The following is a 17,382-nucleotide window of genomic DNA, read 5'->3' on the forward strand; positions in this document are numbered from 1 at the left end:
AGGTCGCTGTTTCTACCTCTCTCAACACTCACTCTTCTCAAGTCCTTATTAGAAGATGTTTTCAAGAGCATAAAAAAGCTGAAGGTCAATTAACCGACCCTCAGCTCCAATATGCTAAAAAACATAACCAAAATGCGTACTTTTTATCTCTGTAAATACACTCTAAGCGAGCCAACATTTAAAGTATTTGGTACAACTAAAGATTATCTTTGGCCTGTCCAATTCCTTTTTGCGTTGATCCTTTGGCACGATCTTTTTTTCCTTTTGATTGCATTTTTGAATCATTTTTCGCATTTCCTACTTGATCCTTAACTTCTCCCTTTGCTTTATTAACATTTCCTTTTACTTTATCGCTCATGCCATTATGATCTGCCATAGATACTCACCCTCCAAGTAAATGTGTTGGTGTGTATATACCCGAGACAATTCAACTAAAACATACTTTATAAATCAGCAGTTTTTGATCCGCCTATTTTTATCTACAAATAGGCGGAACAACTAATTTGTGAATGTTTGTGCCCAAAATAAAATTAATGAATAGGATGATGGTGTATATCAAGGAGGCGAATGATTTATGTATTATCACAATCCTTATTACCCTTATCAGTACTCCCGTCAGCAGGAAGGCTATATATGTATTCCAGAGGATCAATACGATTTTGAAGGAGGGATGGAAGGCACGATTACTACCTCAGATGATGAAGAGGTTGCAGTTGTATGCTTTCCAATTCCACAAGGAGCCGCACAACCCGGAGCGCCACAGGAAGAGGAAGATGGAAACGGCGGTAACGGTAATGGAGCCAATGGCGGAAACGGTAACGGTAACGGTAATGGTCAAAACGGGCAAGGAGGCATGCCTGACCTGCCATTCCCGGGCCAGGGGAATGGCAACGGTAATGGCGGCGGCATGTTGCCCGGATTTCCAGGCCAGGGCAATGGCAATGGACAGGGTGGACTGCCAGGATTTCCCGGGCAGGGTAACGGGCAAGGAGGCATGCCAGGCTTCCCTGGATTCGGAGGCGGCCAGGGGCAGGGTCGGGCATTCGGAAACCAACCCTATGCAGGCCCTCCATACCACTTTCATCCTCTCTACCGTTATTACTGGTAAAAATAAGATTTAAACCTCACCAAAATAAGCCTTCTCCAACAGGGAAGGCTTATTTTAATTTTAATTTTTTATAATTTCACGACCTTCTAATGGCTGCTCAGGTCGATGGTTCTTATGATAAATTTCTTTAAATTCCTGAATTTGTTCTTCTGACATCTCAATTGGTTCTTCGAAAACCATCCATTTCACTTCTTCTGTACAAGGTGGTGTAGTTAGGGAGCCTTCATATTGGAAGTTTGTTTGATCCTCTGGTAGAAGTGCTTGCAGATCCACCGGCTCCTCTATAGTCACATCTTCCTCCGTTTCTTCGAGAGGCAATTGGTCCCATAAATACGATAGCGTACTATTTTCTTCCCCCTCTTCAATCATTATCCCTAACACAGCGGCATCTCCATTTTCCGTTTCATGGACAAGATGAAGTTCCATTTCATAGCGTTGACTATTAACCAAATGTTCACTAGGTTGATGAAAATGGAATTGCGCAAGTTCATATTCCTCTTCATCAATAACGAGATGATTCTCTAGATCCACCGCGTTTGCCTGAATACTATGACCATTGTTGGCTAAAGAAAAGGATGAGGATTGATAATTAATTTCCAAATCCCCACTGCCCTCATTTTCCTCAACTTGAGCGGACTCTATATTCACAGGCGATTGTTCTTTTCCATCAGCACATGCTGCATAGGCATCATCCAACTCACCCCACTGCCCTGGGCCCGTTTCCCCATCATAAGACCACTCATCCGTCTTTCTTTCACTGTCGTTCTGCTCTTCTTCTTCGGGGGCACCTGTTTCCCTCGTTTGTTCCTGACACCCTCCTATAGTAAAACCTATTAGCGCTGCGAATACTGGATAAGCAAGAAATTTTGCTGGCATGTTATGCTCCCTCTCCTTTTTTGAAAAATTATCTTATGTATGAACAATTATCCAATTCCCCTTATTACTCTGGATCGAATCTAGGCTTTACTACTAAAATTTCTGATGAATTTATAAAACAAAAAAGACAGAACCACCTAAAGTGATTCTGCCTTTTTCTCGTTTATTCACCTTTTAACCCGTAATCCAAATATTTTCATAGCCATTCTGAATAGAGCAATCGTACAAATGTCCAGGGTATAAAGTGATCCACATAGAAACTTTGTTAAATACAAAAAAGAGAGTTGACCCTAGTGGAGCCATCCCCCTTATTATTTGAGATATCCGCTCTGCTGCTATTAACTTATTAGCTTACTGTGCTCGTTGACGTAAAATCATAGTTGTAACACACTTTATAAAGCTTTTCAATTTCATCCTGTTCTGGTACACGAGGGTTGTTTGCTGGACTTCCGCTTGCCAGTGCATCAACTGCCATTTTACTGATAACGCTTTCAAACTCTTGTTTATTAATTCCCCACCCAGATAGATTTGGGATCTCCAGCTTCAGGCAAAGCTTTTTAACGGAATCCACCGCTAATTCGGCGGCGTCTTCAGCCGTAAGGTCTCCCTCATCGTCTAAGAAAATCCTGCCGAGATCGGCTAGTCTGTCTACTGCATATCCCTTACTGTATTCTAAAATTGCAGGAAGCAGCATTGCATTCGAATATCCATGCGGCACGTGGAATAAAGCGCCGATCGGCCTTGACATCCCATGAACAAGGCATACGGAAGCGTTAGAAAAGGCAATTCCTGCCTGCATAGCTCCGAGCGACATGGCCTCTCTAGCTTCGAGGTTTTCTCCAGATTCATATGCTGTTTCAATATTAGTGACGATTAACTTCATGGCTGAGAGCGCGATCATATCTGTCATGGGGTGAGCTTTACGTGAAATGTAGGCTTCAACGGCATGGCTGAGTGCATCAATCCCTGTGGCCGCCGTAACGTGCTTTGGGGACGACAAAGTTAATAACGGATCTACAATCGCCACTTCCGGCAAAAAGGCAGGCTGCTTGATCATCATTTTCACATCATTGGAGGTGTTTGTAATTATAGTTACATCTGTAGCTTCTGAACCTGTACCCGCAGTTGTGGGAATAGCAATGTGAGGGATTGGAGCAGTATGAGCTAATTTCTTTCCTCCCATATAATCCCCAATGTTTCCCCCGTTCTTCGCCAGGACAGCTACAGACTTTGCCGTATCAATGCAGCTGCCGCCCCCAATGGAAATAATGACCTCGCATCCTGTCTGATGGAACTTCTTCAAGGCTTCAGCGACATAGATGTCCGTGGGTTCTGAAGCTACCCCTGCGTAAACAAAACTTTCAACTCCAGCTTTCGTCAGGTAATCACGCCCTTCACTAACATAACCTAGCTCCTTCATTACTTTATCAGTGACGATTAAAGCTTTCTTCCCTCTTTCAGCAGCTTCTTCTCCTACTCTTTCAAAAGCATCTCGACCATAATTAACCGTTTTCGGCATTCGCAGGACAGCATAACTTTCCATACACATGGACCCTCCTTTTATGGTTCTTACTTTATATAATCCCAAAAATCAATCCAAAATTCAAAATATTTTGACATATATTTCTTAAAAAAAGAAATGATAGATTTCATCCCCTCTCTCTATTAGGTATAGCTCTTCCTCCAACAATAAGGTTAATATCATAAGTTACATTTTCCCAAACCAGGGTATAAACCAATTAAAAAAGGAGAGAAATTACTATGGCCAAGACATTGGAAAATAAAGTTGCCCTGGTTACAGGCGGCGGTTCAGGAATTGGAAGAGCATCCGCCGTTCAGCTTGCGAAAGAAGGAGCCAGAGTGGCCCTTGCTGATATTAAAGAAAAAGACGCTAAGGAAACTAAAGAAGAAATCGAGGCTGCTGGTGGTAAAGCTATTATTATAGAAACGGACGTTTCAAAAGAAGAAGAGATTGAGCATTGTTATAAACAACTCATCGACCGTTTTGGAAGGTTGGATGTCATCTTTGCCAATGCCGGTGTGAATGGTAAAATTACTCCGATTGAGGATATGGATGTAGACGAATGGCAGCAGACAATCGACACCAATTTAAAGAGCACGTTCTTAACGGTAAAACACGCCATTCCGCATATGAAGAAAGAAGGAGGCAGCATTATTATTACAAGCTCCGTCAACGGAAACCGTACCTTCTCAAACTTTGGATTCTCCGCCTACAGCTCTTCAAAAGCCGGACAAATGGCTTTTGGTAAAATGGCCGCACTTGAATTAGCAAAGTATCATATACGCGTAAATGTTATCTGCCCTGGAGCGATCGAAACGAATATAGAAGAGAACACTCATCCAGAACAAGATAACCTGGAAAAAATTAAAATTCCCGTTGAATTTCCTGAGGGCAACCAACCCTTACAAAACCGTCCGGGTCACCCGGAGGAAGTGGCTGATCTTATTGTATTTCTCGGCTCAGATGGATCCCGGCATATTTCCGGCACGGAGTTATATGTGGATGGGGCAGCCTCATTGCTTTAATAAATAGAACGCCCCCGGTATAATCTGCGGGGACGTTCTTTTACGTTTAATAATGGTTTCTTGTTCCATCATCCAGCACTTTATAATTCCCGCGGATGTGAAACTCTGTAGCTTGACTGTTAACGGTGAGGTGCAGGAGAGTGGAAGGGTTTTGAACTAAGTGATCGTCCCATAGTACTCCATCGAATGCATTGAATTCTCCTGACACACGAATCGCACTTTGAGAAGAAGATGAGAGTTGAATTTGAAGGTTGGTGAAGTTGTTACCGCTGACTTCATTTGGAATGGTTTTTGAGGAAATCATCCAAATGCCGCGTACACAATCATCAATCGTAATATTGTTAAAGCTGTTCGCATTAATCCAGCTGTACCCGCTAGCTGGTTTAGCTGCCCTTAGTTCCATAGCTGTGTGAAGACCTACCAGCTTAATATCATTAAATTGTAAGTAGGATATCTCATGGCCAACTCCACCAGCGTACATATAGACCCCTTTTCCTTTGTTATTGCCCGCCCAGTTTACAATGTTAATATGCTTGAATACTGAGCGGTGCCAAGAATTATAGTAGTTATTTTTCCCATTAAAGACGAGAACATTTTTATTAAATGTACTATCATCGATAGCAATATAGGCTCCTGTAATACTAGCGTTTCTTTCAATATGCAATACGTCTTCATTTCCATATACAACAAATCTAGCATCATAGGCAAAACTGAGGTGAACGCCCTCTCTTAAAATAATAGTAGAAGTAATAACATAATCACCCTTAGGGACATAAACGGTGCTGGGGTTTTCATTTAATGAAGCAAACTGAATAGCTTTTTGTATTCTTTCAGTATCGCTCCCCTGAAAATCCAGCACGGAGACAACTTCAGCATAGTTTGTCATGAATCATGACCTCCGTGTTTTCCGACTGGTCCTTTAAAGGCAGCCGTTAAAATGAAAAAACAGTCTAGGAATCTGAGGCCACTGAAAAAGTTCCATTTGTTGTTGATTCCCACTCCTCACTTATCGGTGGATTCTTGCCGCGGGCCCGGCCTCAGCTAACTTTGTCAATAAGTTCACTTGATCAAGTTAGCTGAGGCTCACGTTCTTCCCCAGGCGTCACCCCGAACACTCATCGTGGCATCGATAGAGATGAATCTAAACACCATAAATATCTGCTCCTAACAACTATCTATACGTTGTCTGGTTAAAGTACGATATAAGTTTGATACAAAGAATAGTTAACGGAACCATACTATGTGCGATACCGATTTTCACAGCTAATGTGAAAAGAATCGTTAAACTTATGAAGGGCTGCTTTTTAAATTCTATCTTTCATGGAGCTTTAGTTTTTCAACTGCCTCAAGAATCTATCCTATTTTTTCAAGACATAGATATGTCTTTCTATAGTCTATGAAAACAGGGTGGCTATGGTATAGGTGGTGGACTCGCTCACCTTGTAATCTCAAACCGCTCTGGATACTGAGGGCTATTTCGTTAATCAATTATGGAGCTCCCTGACCCGCCAATTCAGCCCTTAGAATAGTTTAATCCTGCGGGTAGATCATCAGCTTGACGAGCCCTCCCGCCTCACCAAGAGTCAAGGGGTGTTACATCTCCAAGTGCGAAAATATGGGGGTTGGTGGGTCCGGCACTCTGTATCAACGGGGATGTAACCTCTTTCAGTCATATTGATGCCTGCCTTTTCTAACTGAATCTGGTCTGTTTTTGGTTTACTGCTGACAGTCACACGTGCATATTCTGCGTTCATTTATTTTGAATCCCGATCAACTTCGACTTCAATTACTACCTCTTCCCCTTTCCTTTCACCTTTGCACTATTATAAATCGTTACATTTCCTTTTGTATCCATTTTTTCAGACACAAGAGCTTATTAAGGAACTTTGTCGCTTCCTTTAAATTCAAATATGTAAGCGTTAACATTTTTTAGTGAAAACCCTATACCTTTTCAATCGTTCATGTTATAATTTAGCTGTAGATAAATAAGCGAAATATTCAAACAACTTAGGTGGCTCAACCATCGTGAATTCGTTTCTTAACGAATAGCAGGATGGTCATCAAAGGGAACACAAAACCTGTGGAGGGAAAGGGAAAAGCCCTGTATTCAGGCCATCGCGACAGCTCTCTATGCTCCACCTATTGTATAGAGAGTGAGTTTTACTCTAAAGACGATGACCCTGATAGGATGGTTTCTCCTTTCCTATAGAGGTAGTCAAATAAGTTACAAGGTACCATTTCTTACGAAAAAGTTTTATTAAAACTGAAGAGAAATTGAATAAAAATTGGACTTAACCAATGACAGAAGGAAACGAATTCTTAAAGGATTATCCTTCGAAGTAGAGTTGAACGATGTAAGATCGTGGATGATTCTTACATGGTTGGGTCACCTAAGTTGTTTAACTTCCTCTGGCACCCCCTCCGGTGGCAGGCTTTTTTTGTTGTATTTGGGAAAATATTTTAATCTTTCCCGTCTCTGCTTGTAAAGGATTGATCCGGATAACATTTCCGATCAATCCTTTTTTGTTATTTATTATTAAATTCTCGTAAATAGATTCAGGAAATAAAGACTACGTATTACTCTTTAAACCCAATGCTTGATGATCACTTATACCATAATTAGACAATATTCCTTCGATTTTCCTATGATACATGGTTCACTTTACCATTTACAGCTTTACATTAATTAACATCTAATTAAAAGTAGGCACCTATAATAGCAGTTGTTCAAACCTAGCAATCTGGAAAGGGGTATAAATGTATGGCTAAGGAACAATCGATCAATGACCTTATTCATCGTTTAAACGAGGAAACATTGCACAAAGATTTGGATCGACGTGGTTTTCTTCAAGGAGCTGGTAAAGTCGCGGGGCTCTCATTGGGAATGGTAATTGCTCAGTCGATGGGTGGAATCAGTGTCGATGCTGAGGAGGAAAGCTTTAACAGCTACCCCTTCACCCTGGGAGTAGCTTCTGGTGATCCTCTACCTGACAGTGTCATTTTATGGACCAGGTTAGCCCTCGATCCTTTACACGGCGGAGGAATGCCGAATCGCACCATTCCTGTACGCTGGGAAATTTCGAAGGATGAGAATTTTCGCCAGCCCGTTCAGAGGGGTACAGAAATGGCAAGTCCCGAGCTTGCTCATTCGGTTCATGTCGATGCGAATGGGCTGGAATCCAATACTTCTTACTTCTACCGTTTTAAAGTCGGGCAGGACTACTCGCCTGTTGGCAAAACAAAAACATTGCCGGCTTCAGGGGCATCTGTGAGCAGTCTTTCATTCGCATTTGCTTCCTGTCAGCAATATGAACATGGCTACTATACCGCTTATAAACATATGGCCAAAGAAGATCTGGATCTAGTCTTTCATCTGGGGGACTACATTTATGAGTACGGACCGGATGAATATGTGGCAAGTACAGGAAACGTCCGCAAGCACAAAGGACCCGAAATTAGATCATTGGACGATTACCGTAATCGTCATGCGCAGTATCGTACCGATAAGGACCTTCAATCCGCTCATGCAGCGTTTCCTTGGGTTGTCACCTGGGATGACCATGAAGTAGAAAACAATTATGCCAATGATATTCCAGAAAAAGATCAATCGGTGGAGGAATTTGTAAAACGTCGAATCGCAGCTTATCAGGCTTATTACGAACATATGCCGCTACGGCAATCGTCCATGCCTGAGGGAGCTGATATGCAGCTGTACCGTGATTTCTCCTATGGAAACCTGGCTAATTTTTATGTACTTGATACTCGACAGTACCGGTCGGATCAGGCCAATGATGATCAAAGCTCTCCACAAACGCATGAATCACTTGACCCCTCCCGTACGCTGCTTGGGGAACAGCAGGAGCAATGGCTGCTCGAACATCTTGATCATTCTCAGTCTCATTGGAATGTACTTGCACAGCAAATCTTTTTCGCGAAAAGAAACTACGGTCCCAGTCCGGAAGAACCGTTGTATAGTATGGATGGCTGGGACGGCTACATACCTGCCCGGCAGCGTATCATTGACTTTGCAAACGAAAAAGACATGGATAACTTGATTGTACTAACTGGAGATGTTCATGCGAATTGGGGCTCTAACCTACTGGCTGACTTTGATGACTTAACGTCTCGTATTTTAGGAGCGGAATTTGTCGGCACCTCAATTACTTCCGGTGGAAACGGAGCTGATAAGCGGGCTGATACTGACAGAATCTTAACACAGAACGATCATATTCAATTTTTTAATGACTATCGGGGCTATGTGAGATGTGAAGTTACACCGTCGAGTTGGAAAACGGACTACCGTGTACTCCCATTTGTATCTCAGCCTGGTGCTGATGTATCAACTCGTGCCTCCTTCGTCTATGAAAAGGACCAGTCCGGCTTGAAAGAAGTCTCAGCCACCGTTGTACCGCAAGGAAAAGCGTCATCCAGTGAAGTAGAAGAAGATCGTCATAACGCGCACGACCGAGCTCACAACAAACAGATGAAAAACGAAAAACAACCGAATTAAAGGAGCAGGCCTATGGAAGATAAAAACCTCCAGGTCCTTGGTCATTTAGAGGAACTCCGGAAAAGAATAATCATAACGCTGCTGTCATTCGGGATTTTTCTCATTGGTGGTTTTGTATTTGTTCGACCGATCTACAACTGGCTGATCAAAGATCTGGATGCGAAACTTGCTGTACTAGGCCCGGGTGACATCCTTTGGGTTTATCTTATGATTGCCGCTGTCATCGCTCTTGCTGCAACCATTCCTGTCGCTGCATTTCAAGTCTGGCTGTTTGTAAAGCCGGCCCTGAATCAAGAGGAGCGCAAAGTCACATTACAGTTCATTCCGGCGCTGTTCTTTCTGTTTCTTTTCGGCATTTCCTTTGGTTATTTTCTATTATTCCCGCTCGTCTTAGGGTTTCTGACCTCCCTTTCAGACGGACAGTTCGAAATGATGTTTACTGCTGATAAGTATTTTCGATTTTTATTGAATCTGACCGTTCCATTTGGATTGTTGTTTGAAATGCCTCTTGTCCTCATGTTTTTAACAAGGCTCGGCATTTTAAATCCAATCCGACTGAAGAAAGCCAGAAAAATTGCTTATTTTATATTGGTGGTCATCTCAGTGTTGATCACGCCGCCTGATTTCTTATCTGACGTTCTTGTAATAGTACCATTGTTTATCTTATACGAAATTAGTATCAGCTTGTCTACGATTGTTTATCGGAAGAAATCAGCCGCCAAGTACGCTAAGGAGAAAACCGTGGCTTAACATGGGATTCAAGGAGGAAACGATAATGAATAAAAATAACATGAACCGACGTGATTTTTTAAAGGCTGGAGGAGTAAGTACTGCTGCCCTCGCTCTTAGTACGACTGGGCTCTTTTCATTCAGTGAAAGCAAAGCACTTGCTTCACCAAATCAATCAAAAGGAATAATGGGAGGGTACGGTCCGTTAGTTAAGGATCCAGGTGGCATTCTTGACCTTCCAAAAGGATTCCAATACCGGATCATTTCTGAAGAAGGGGGTTCACTATCTGATGGTCGTCCTATTCCTGAGAAGTTTGATGGGATGGCAGCTTTTGCGGGCTCTAACAACTCTACGATTCTCGTACGAAACCATGAGTTAGACGGCAACACGAAGTATCCTGTGATCGGCAAGAACCCTTACCGCAAAGAACATACAGGCGGCACAACCACTCTAGTAGTTGGTCCCGATCGTAAAATTCAAAAGGAATATGTCTCCTCATCCGGTACGATTCGTAATTGTGCAGGAGGAGCTACACCATGGGGCACATGGTTAACGTGTGAAGAGACCCTAGAAGAGGGGCACGGCTATGTGTTTGAAGTCGATCCCAATGACCCTGAAAACAAGCTGTCAAAAACACCAATCCGTGACATGGGTGCTTTTTCTCACGAAGCAACGGCAATTGATCCTTCAACAGGCATCGTCTACTTAACTGAGGATGCGGGACCAAGTTACCTCTATCGATTCATCCCTAACGACCTTAGTCAGAAAGCCGGGGCCCTGCAAAAGGGCGGAAAACTTCAAGCAGCTGCGATTGAAGAGATGAGTTCAGATGAGACAAGTGAATTTTACACTGGACAGCAATTCAGCGTCGTTTGGAAAGATGTTGATCCGGAGAAGCCTACCTTAGAAGCGGGCCAAAAAGGTTGCATTGCGTTCAGTCGTTTAGAAGGTGCTTATTTTGATGGCGGTGTTTTCTGGTTTGATGATACCTCCGCTGGTGGTAAGGATCTTGGCCGTGTCTATCGTTATATCCCTGCTACAAATTCGCTGGAATTATTCTATGAATCTAGTTCTGCAAACGACTTAGAGATGCCCGATAACATTTGCATCACCCCCTGGGGCGACCTCTGGATCGCAGAGGATGGTGATGGCGTCGACCGAATTATTGGGATGACCCCTGAAGGAGAAACCTACGTCTTTGCAGAAAATAAGATCAACGATTCAGAATTGGCCGGACCTACGTTCTCTACAAAAGGAGACACCTTTTTTGTCAATATTCAATCTCCAGGCATCACTTTTGCCATCTGGGGTCCTTTCGCCCGCAAAAATGCCGGGCGCAGAAGGCAAATGGGCCACGCCGCTCCACCAAAGCCTTATGCACCGCAAGTATCAGACAAGCTGTCGGCCTTCGCTGAAGTACAGGGGATGTCCGATTTAGAAGCCGCTGCCTTTCAGCGTCATGGCATGCCAATTGGATAAAAATTTATGAGGAGGTGAAGTCTATGTTAACTAATATTGGAATTCCAGGTTTAATTCTCGTCCTCGTTATTGCTTTAATCATTTTCGGACCCTCGAAACTCCCGGAGATCGGACGAGCATTTGGAAGCACATTAAAAGAATTTAAAAACGCAACGAGCGAGCTTGTGAACGGGGATGAAAAACCGGAAGATAAGAAAAATCTGAAAGCTGTAGAGGAAGACAAATCGAAGACAGGAAGTTAAGATTCAGGCTGGGACAAAAGTAAATAAAACATAAAATCATCCGAACGCTTCTATTGAAATCCGTTCGGATGATTTATGTTAGATCGAATGTACACCATCGCTCCGTCAAAATACTATGCCCTTGATTAGCATTTTAAAGAGGCCTTTTTGACATCACTACTTTACTTATATCCCAGGTTCAAATTAAGGTGCCAGTGCACTTTTACTACTTAAATAATCGGGTTAAGAAACATTAATTTCCGTAATTGAATCTCTCACAGATTTTATAATTTTGAAAAAAGCTGCTTTTGCCTTTTCCTCATTACGTTCTCTGATCGCCTGTAGAAGCGATTCATGGTAAGGGTAGCTTTGATCAAAGATATCATCTTTCCCAAATGGAACATTCCAAAATTCATGAAACGTTTCCCAGACGGAATCAATCATACTTTCAAGCATAGGATTATTAGACGCACGATAGATTGCACGGTGAAAGCCTGCATCTGCCGAATTTGCCTCATTTCTTCTCCCCTCACCAATAAATTGAACGTATTTCTTCAGCTGCTCATCCATTAACTGAATGTCTTCTTCGTCTGCTGCATAAACGGCAAGCTGTACAGCTTTACCCTCTAATGCTTCCCTTACTTCAAGAGCCTCGAGTAAAAAATCCTTCTCGTCCTCTACTTCAAAAGCGAGTTTAATGTGAAAAGGTTTAATATCTTTAATAAATGTTCCTTTCCCATTTAAAACTTCAATAGCCCCCTGTGTTTCCAACAACTGCAGCGCTTCCCTTAAGGACGATCGGCCGATCTGCAGAATATCAACCAGCTCTGCTACAGAAGGCAGCTTATCACCGCTTTGCAGCTTTTCTTTTTTTATATATTCTTTGATTTCTTTCGCTCCAATCTCGGAGAGCCGTTTCTTTCTTATTGCCTTCAAATCATCACCTCAGAAAGACCTATATATAAATATTATACTATTGGATAGTCAATAAATAAAATCAGTACTATTTGAAGGTTTTATCTTTTTTCTGAAAAATCTAACCTTTCATACAGGTTGAAAGTATGATAGTATAAATAAAACTACTTTGGAAAGGTCGATGTTTCATTGAAATATACGGATGAACAAATTTGTACCCAGCTTTATGATACTCCCTCCAGACACCACGGGGCTGTTTCTCCCCCCATTTATCAAACAAGTTTATTTGCGTTCGATACTTTTGAAGCGTTTACACAAGCACACTCGGATGAACAAAATAATTATGTTTATACAAGAGGCGTCAATCCTACAACAGAAATTCTTGAAAAGAAATTAGCCAAGCTTGAACGTGGAGAAAAGTGTAAATGTTTTGGTTCAGGAATGGGAGCGATCAGCTCTGTTTTTCTATCCCTTTTACAAAAAGGAGAACATGTTCTCTTTGTAAACAGCATTTATGGACCAACCCAGCAATTAGTAAATCACCTTGAGAATTTTGGAATTGAACACAGCTATACAGAAGAAGATGTAGAGGGTGCGATTCGACCAAACACAAAATTGATTTACGTAGAGAGTCCGGGCACGATGGTGATGAAGATTGTAGACCTGATGAAAATTACTGCACTGGCCATGAAACATGGGATATATACTGCTATTGACAATACGTGGGCCACCCCGATCTTTCAGAAGCCTCTCACTCTCGGTTTTGACCTTTCGATTCATTCATTGACGAAGTACATCGGCGGGCACAGTGACGTAGTCGGCGGTGCTGTGATTGGAAGCAGTACGCTGATCGATCGTATATTTACATACGGGTATTTATTAAACGGATCAGTCCTCTCTCCTCAAGACGCATCGCAAATTATTAAGGGACTGCGCACCCTGCCGTTACGAATGAAGCAGCATGAAGACAGCGCAGCACGGGTGATTGACTTTTTACAAACGAGAGAAGAAATTAAAGTCATTCATCACCCTAGTCTGCAGGAGAAAGATTTAGTAAAAAACCAAATGTCGGGATACTCAGGATTGCTGAGCTTTGAATTAAAGGAAGGAGGGTTTGAGCATGTTGCTTCTTTTATTAATAACTTATCCACATTCAAAATTGGAGTGAGCTGGGGGGGCTATGAGAGCCTTGTATTTTCCCCAGTTAAACGCGATAATGCCTCAGATCTAAGAAAACAGGGCCTCGACCCTGGACTAATCCGTCTATCTATCGGGCTGGAAAATGCAGATGAATTAATTGCTGATTTAAAAAAAGGATTTCATGCCATTGAATTGGTCAAACCTTAAGCAAAGGAGAGAATGACAAGTGACTACAAATGAAGTGAAACGCCCAACAGTAGGTATGGCTCTAGTTCCAATTACGCTTGCACTTCTTATATTTATTGTCGGTATTGGTGTTCTGCAATTTCAAGCAGAGCTCATGCTCATTTTCGCTGGTGTTCTGTTTGCTATCTTTGCAGTTCTTTATGGTCATAAATGGGTAACCATTCTAACTGTAATGGGGGAAAAAATTAAAACTGCTCTGCCAGCCATACTAATTTTATTCAGTATCGGACTGCTCATCGGTACGTGGATGGTTTCCGGCACGATCCCTTTCTTTGTATTTTATGGACTGGAAATCATTAACCCTTCTCACTTATATGTACTAGCATTTATCGTTACAGCTATAGTATCGACCTGTACAGGAACATCCTGGGGAGCAGCCGGAACCATCGGGGTTGCCCTGATGAGCATTGCTCAGACGATGGATTTATCAATGGCAATTACTGCAGGAGCCGTCGTATCGGGAGCTTACTTCGGGGATAAGCTTTCCCCCTTGTCTGACACAACAAATATGAGCTCCCTTGCGGCGGGTTCAAATTTATATGAACATATTAAACACATGATGTATACCTCTATTCCCTCTTCCATAATTGCTGTCATTGTCTTTTATTTTGTCGGACTGCAAATTGATTCAAATCCGGCTCAAGTCACGAGTATTGACGAGATGCTCAATGGTATCAGCGAACTTTTCAACTTAAATCCAATTGTTCTGCTGCCAGCTGTCATCGTCATCTCCGGATCCCTAATGAAAAAGAACCCATTAATTGTACTGTTTTGTTCAGCAGTTACAGCTATGATTGTCGCCTTATTATTTCAAAATGCCACTGTAGCTAATTTATTCACCTCGGCTGTTGAAGGGTTTAACACGGAAATGCTCGGTGTCGCACCTGACTTAATTTCCGAAGATATTCAAGAGCTTCTTAACCGCGGAGGCCTTTACTCCATGTACAATGCAACATTTTTTGTGTTCTGTGCCTTCTTCTTCGCTTCAGCGTTAGAGGTATCTCAAGCGTTAAACGTGATCCTTGAAAAAGTGATTACCTATTTAAGATCCATCGGAAGTGTTATTTTCGCTTCTCTTCTCACAGGCTTTACGGTGATCAACTGTACATCAAATGCTCTTGTCACTTACTTTCTTATCAAGGACATATATGGGGATGTATATAAGAAACGCAACCTTCACCCAACAAATCTGTCAAGAAGCATGGAGGACTCTGTTACAATTACAGAAGCTCTCATGCCGTGGACTGTTTCCGGTGTTTTCATGGCCACTACGCTCGGTGTAGGCAACTTCGAGTTCATGCCCTGGGCGATCTTCAATCTGGGAGGCATTGTCTTCTCAGCCCTTTACGGTTTCCTCGCGCCTTATACGAATAGTTTCGGCATAAGAAAACTAGATGAAACTGTAAATGAAAAAGAAAGCAGTCAGCGAGCAGGTTAATAAACATATAAAAAAGACAAGAGAAACGAATTTCTCTTGTCTTTTTTATTGTATCGACATTTTAAACATTCAAAGTTCCACGCTGTTAAATCTACCATTCTCTTTATCTTTACTATAATAAAAGCGCCTTGCATTACTCTAAAAGAAAGATTCCATCAGAAACCGGACGCTCTCCCGCTGGATCAGATGGTAGATTGACGAGTTCATCTTCCACTACCATCGTAGTCGAACCACCGCCATCGAGATTCATTCCTTCAACAGCTCCAAGTGACTGGAGGACTTGAGCACTTTCATAGAAAGTTAGACCAAGGCTTTCATCTGGATTACGACCGTCAGCTGTAACGAGCAGGATGTTTCCATCTTCCTTAATTCCCGCTAATGATCTTGGGTGACGTGTTTCAGCAAAGCGATAATAAAAATCCTTGCTCCAGCGAAACCCTTCTTCCTCTGCTTGAATATCGATACTTCCGTTATTTACTAGCTGCGGCCCTCCTCCGACAATATTTAAGCCGGATAAATCGGTCATCGTTTCTCCATTTTTGACCACCTCTTCTGTAAGGATAAGCTCATCTCCGTTAGAAACAGATTGCTCCAGCCACACCGCTTGCTCCCCTGTAGCAGAAAGGACTACACCTTCTTCAGGAATCGGATGACCTCGTTTAGAATAGGTTTCTACAACTTCACCCGCTTCATTTACGATCATTTCATATCCCTCGCCAACAGGAGTCGTGTCACCAAATATCTTATTGAACTGAATGATTTCTGATGAGTCAGTACAGGTAACATCGTGCATTGGCTTACCAGCCGGCTCATCGCCCAATCCGCCACAGCTTCTAATCAAGCCAGGCTTTCGATTGATCCCATCAATGACAGCCTTGGATCCGTCCTCTGTTTCCATACTTACGTGCGTCGATATTTCTGCCACCTCAGCTTCATTATTGGATAGAAGCAAACTCGTTCTTTCGCCGATCGCCTCGCTTGCTAACCGGCCATCTATCATGTAACCGCCAGCAGGATCCCCCGGCACTCCATCGTTGGTACTCTCTACAAAATAACCACCATTCACTCCAGCAATCGCTTCATTCCGACTGGCTATCGATGACACAGTTTCACGGTCTTTAATTTTGTCGTTAGCGAGCACGCTTGCTATTTCCCCTTCAAATTGATCAGGATCGATTTCAATGACATTGAGCTGCCAAGGGCCAGTCGTTTTATTTGACCCATCAAATTCTGAATAAGTGACCGTAGTATCTTCAAAACCAGCAGCCGTGGCCTGTTCAGCCAACTCCTCGGCTTCTTGTTCCTGATTAAAAGTTCCGATCTGTACAATATAACCTATCTCTTTATCTTTCACGTCCGTATATTTGCGTTTTAGATTATGTACTTTTTCAATTTTTGCCTGATATCTGCTATCTTTTAACTCAGCACTAAGATCCTTCGCCGCATCCCTTGTATCGACAAAACCAGTTTCTACCTTATATTCTGCTTGTTCGGATACATAACCTCTTGAAATTTCTGTATAAGTAACTCCTTTGGCTAATTGCGTATTTGAACGAGTTTCCTCCAAGCCGTTTCTCCCAATCGCAAGCTCTTTTGAGGTGTGATTTCTATCCGCTTCCAAATTTTCTACCGGAAGGGCTGCCAGGATAATAATGGATACTAACGCAAGTCCGACGGCTGATTTTATATAAAATATCCGAAGCATTTCTCTCCACCTTTTTTCGAGTTTATAAACTTCATGTACAAAATACCCCTATTTTCAATAAAATAATCCTTATTCCCGTGTAAATAATATTAACATTGGTGAACTTTTTTCAAATAACCGTAAAAAGGAGAATCAAATGAAAATACATTTTATACTTTTTGCTGCATCGGAAAATGAACAAAAACAGGCCCTCATGACAAAAACCGTTGCTTCTACCTTCCGCCCTGTTCAAGGTGATATCATCGATGACCCCGGATTTCATTCTAAATTCCATAATGGTTATGAAGTTGTAAAAGTAACCATCAATTATGCGAATGAAGAGTGCTGGGTTTCTCTGTCCCCTCTTGCACTTGAAGTGCAGGAAATTAGACTGCAAGACTATGTCGACAAGCTACTCATTCATGGCTGGCGTGAATTTTCAAAAGAGGAAGTGAAAGAAAAATAAGGGTCTGTCCCATTGAGGACAG

The 17,382-nt window shown here is 42.3% G+C and carries 15 protein-coding genes; 9 read left to right on the forward strand and 6 right to left on the reverse strand.

Annotated elements, in window-relative coordinates; all coding sequences use genetic code 11:
• Positions 1 to 196 precede the first annotated feature (196 nt).
• Positions 197 to 376 (reverse strand): CsbD family protein, encoded by a 180-nt coding sequence (locus ACGTNH_RS17745; protein WP_394588267.1) that lies wholly within the window; start codon positions 374 to 376, stop codon positions 197 to 199.
• A gap of 198 nt (positions 377 to 574) precedes the next feature.
• On the opposite strand from ACGTNH_RS17745, the gene ACGTNH_RS17750 reads away from it, so the two are divergent.
• Positions 575 to 1,108, forward strand: a complete 534-nt coding sequence (locus ACGTNH_RS17750; RefSeq protein ID WP_394588268.1) for a hypothetical protein — start codon at positions 575 to 577, stop codon at positions 1,106 to 1,108.
• 60 nt (positions 1,109 to 1,168) lie between these two features.
• On the opposite strand, the gene ACGTNH_RS17755 is transcribed toward ACGTNH_RS17750, so the two are convergent.
• Both ACGTNH_RS17755 and ACGTNH_RS17760 read right to left on the reverse strand, forming a co-directional pair.
• A complete protein-coding gene (locus ACGTNH_RS17755) occupies positions 1,169 to 1,984 on the reverse strand; it encodes a carbonic anhydrase (protein WP_394588269.1) in 816 nt (271 codons plus the stop codon).
• Between the two features lie 346 nt (positions 1,985 to 2,330).
• The gene (locus ACGTNH_RS17760) at positions 2,331 to 3,527 is read right to left on the reverse strand and encodes an iron-containing alcohol dehydrogenase (protein ID WP_394588270.1); all 1,197 of its coding nucleotides are present in this window, start codon (positions 3,525 to 3,527) and stop codon (positions 2,331 to 2,333) included.
• A 218-nt stretch (positions 3,528 to 3,745) separates the two neighbouring features.
• Here ACGTNH_RS17760 and ACGTNH_RS17765 point away from each other — a divergent pair, with 218 nt between their 5' ends.
• Complete coding sequence (locus ACGTNH_RS17765) at positions 3,746 to 4,531, forward strand: SDR family oxidoreductase (protein WP_394588271.1); 786 nt, start codon at positions 3,746 to 3,748, stop codon at positions 4,529 to 4,531.
• Between the two features lie 46 nt (positions 4,532 to 4,577).
• Here the strand turns inward: ACGTNH_RS17765 and ACGTNH_RS17770 are convergent, their stop codons facing one another.
• Positions 4,578 to 5,417: a glycosyl hydrolase family 28-related protein gene (locus ACGTNH_RS17770; RefSeq protein ID WP_394588272.1), complete on the reverse strand. Its 840-nt coding sequence runs from the start codon at positions 5,415 to 5,417 to the stop codon at positions 4,578 to 4,580.
• 1,875 nt (positions 5,418 to 7,292) lie between these two features.
• Here ACGTNH_RS17770 and phoD point away from each other — a divergent pair.
• From phoD to tatAD, 4 genes are read left to right on the forward strand one after another with little or no spacing between them, the layout of a single operon-like run.
• The gene (gene phoD / locus ACGTNH_RS17775; protein WP_394588273.1) at positions 7,293 to 9,041 is read left to right on the forward strand and encodes an alkaline phosphatase PhoD; all 1,749 of its coding nucleotides are present in this window, start codon (positions 7,293 to 7,295) and stop codon (positions 9,039 to 9,041) included.
• A 12-nt stretch (positions 9,042 to 9,053) separates the two neighbouring features.
• A complete protein-coding gene (gene tatC, locus ACGTNH_RS17780) occupies positions 9,054 to 9,791 on the forward strand; it encodes a twin-arginine translocase subunit TatC (RefSeq protein ID WP_394588274.1) in 738 nt (245 codons plus the stop codon).
• Positions 9,792 to 9,816: 25 nt separating this feature from the next.
• Positions 9,817 to 11,250, forward strand: coding sequence for an alkaline phosphatase PhoX (locus tag ACGTNH_RS17785; protein WP_394588275.1), 1,434 nt, complete (start codon positions 9,817 to 9,819; stop codon positions 11,248 to 11,250).
• Positions 11,251 to 11,273: 23 nt separating this feature from the next.
• Positions 11,274 to 11,492: a sec-independent protein translocase protein TatAD gene (tatAD, locus tag ACGTNH_RS17790; protein WP_394588276.1), complete on the forward strand. Its 219-nt coding sequence runs from the start codon at positions 11,274 to 11,276 to the stop codon at positions 11,490 to 11,492.
• Positions 11,493 to 11,714: 222 nt separating this feature from the next.
• Here the strand turns inward: tatAD and ACGTNH_RS17795 are convergent, their stop codons facing one another.
• Entirely contained in the window at positions 11,715 to 12,407 is a 693-nt protein-coding gene (locus tag ACGTNH_RS17795) for a FadR/GntR family transcriptional regulator (protein WP_394588277.1), read from the reverse strand.
• Between the two features lie 168 nt (positions 12,408 to 12,575).
• Here ACGTNH_RS17795 and ACGTNH_RS17800 point away from each other — a divergent pair, with 168 nt between their 5' ends.
• Complete coding sequence (locus ACGTNH_RS17800) at positions 12,576 to 13,733, forward strand: trans-sulfuration enzyme family protein (RefSeq protein ID WP_394588278.1); 1,158 nt, start codon at positions 12,576 to 12,578, stop codon at positions 13,731 to 13,733.
• 19 nt (positions 13,734 to 13,752) lie between these two features.
• Positions 13,753 to 15,210 (forward strand): Na+/H+ antiporter NhaC, encoded by a 1,458-nt coding sequence (nhaC, locus tag ACGTNH_RS17805; protein WP_394588279.1) that lies wholly within the window; start codon positions 13,753 to 13,755, stop codon positions 15,208 to 15,210.
• A gap of 133 nt (positions 15,211 to 15,343) precedes the next feature.
• On the opposite strand, the gene ACGTNH_RS17810 is transcribed toward nhaC, so the two are convergent.
• A complete protein-coding gene (locus ACGTNH_RS17810) occupies positions 15,344 to 16,915 on the reverse strand; it encodes a phosphodiester glycosidase family protein (protein ID WP_394588280.1) in 1,572 nt (523 codons plus the stop codon).
• A 136-nt stretch (positions 16,916 to 17,051) separates the two neighbouring features.
• On the opposite strand from ACGTNH_RS17810, the gene ACGTNH_RS17815 reads away from it, so the two are divergent.
• Positions 17,052 to 17,360, forward strand: a complete 309-nt coding sequence (locus tag ACGTNH_RS17815; protein ID WP_394588281.1) for a hypothetical protein — start codon at positions 17,052 to 17,054, stop codon at positions 17,358 to 17,360.
• Positions 17,361 to 17,382: the final 22 nt, after the last annotated feature.

The organism is Halobacillus sp. B23F22_1, assembly GCF_043497005.1.
Lineage (GTDB): Bacteria > Bacillota > Bacilli > Bacillales > Halobacillaceae > Halobacillus_A.

Bases quoted from the DNA above. Each gene is read 5' to 3' on its own strand.
- ACGTNH_RS17750 (WP_394588268.1), top strand. From the start codon at position 575: ATGTATTATCACAATCCTTATTACCCTTATCAGTACTCCCGTCAGCAG.
- ACGTNH_RS17815 (WP_394588281.1), top strand. From the start codon at position 17,052: ATGAAAATACATTTTATACTTTTTGCTGCATCGGAAAATGAACAAAAA.
- ACGTNH_RS17765 (WP_394588271.1), top strand. From the start codon at position 3,746: ATGGCCAAGACATTGGAAAATAAAGTTGCCCTGGTTACAGGCGGCGGT.
- ACGTNH_RS17760 (WP_394588270.1), bottom strand. From the start codon at position 3,527: ATGGAAAGTTATGCTGTCCTGCGAATGCCGAAAACGGTTAATTATGGT.
- tatC (WP_394588274.1), top strand. From the start codon at position 9,054: ATGGAAGATAAAAACCTCCAGGTCCTTGGTCATTTAGAGGAACTCCGG.
- ACGTNH_RS17770 (WP_394588272.1), bottom strand. From the start codon at position 5,417: ATGACAAACTATGCTGAAGTTGTCTCCGTGCTGGATTTTCAGGGGAGC.
- tatAD (WP_394588276.1), top strand. From the start codon at position 11,274: ATGTTAACTAATATTGGAATTCCAGGTTTAATTCTCGTCCTCGTTATT.
- ACGTNH_RS17810 (WP_394588280.1), bottom strand. From the start codon at position 16,915: ATGCTTCGGATATTTTATATAAAATCAGCCGTCGGACTTGCGTTAGTA.
- ACGTNH_RS17785 (WP_394588275.1), top strand. From the start codon at position 9,817: ATGAATAAAAATAACATGAACCGACGTGATTTTTTAAAGGCTGGAGGA.
- phoD (WP_394588273.1), top strand. From the start codon at position 7,293: ATGGCTAAGGAACAATCGATCAATGACCTTATTCATCGTTTAAACGAG.
- ACGTNH_RS17745 (WP_394588267.1), bottom strand. From the start codon at position 376: ATGGCAGATCATAATGGCATGAGCGATAAAGTAAAAGGAAATGTTAAT.
- ACGTNH_RS17755 (WP_394588269.1), bottom strand. From the start codon at position 1,984: ATGCCAGCAAAATTTCTTGCTTATCCAGTATTCGCAGCGCTAATAGGT.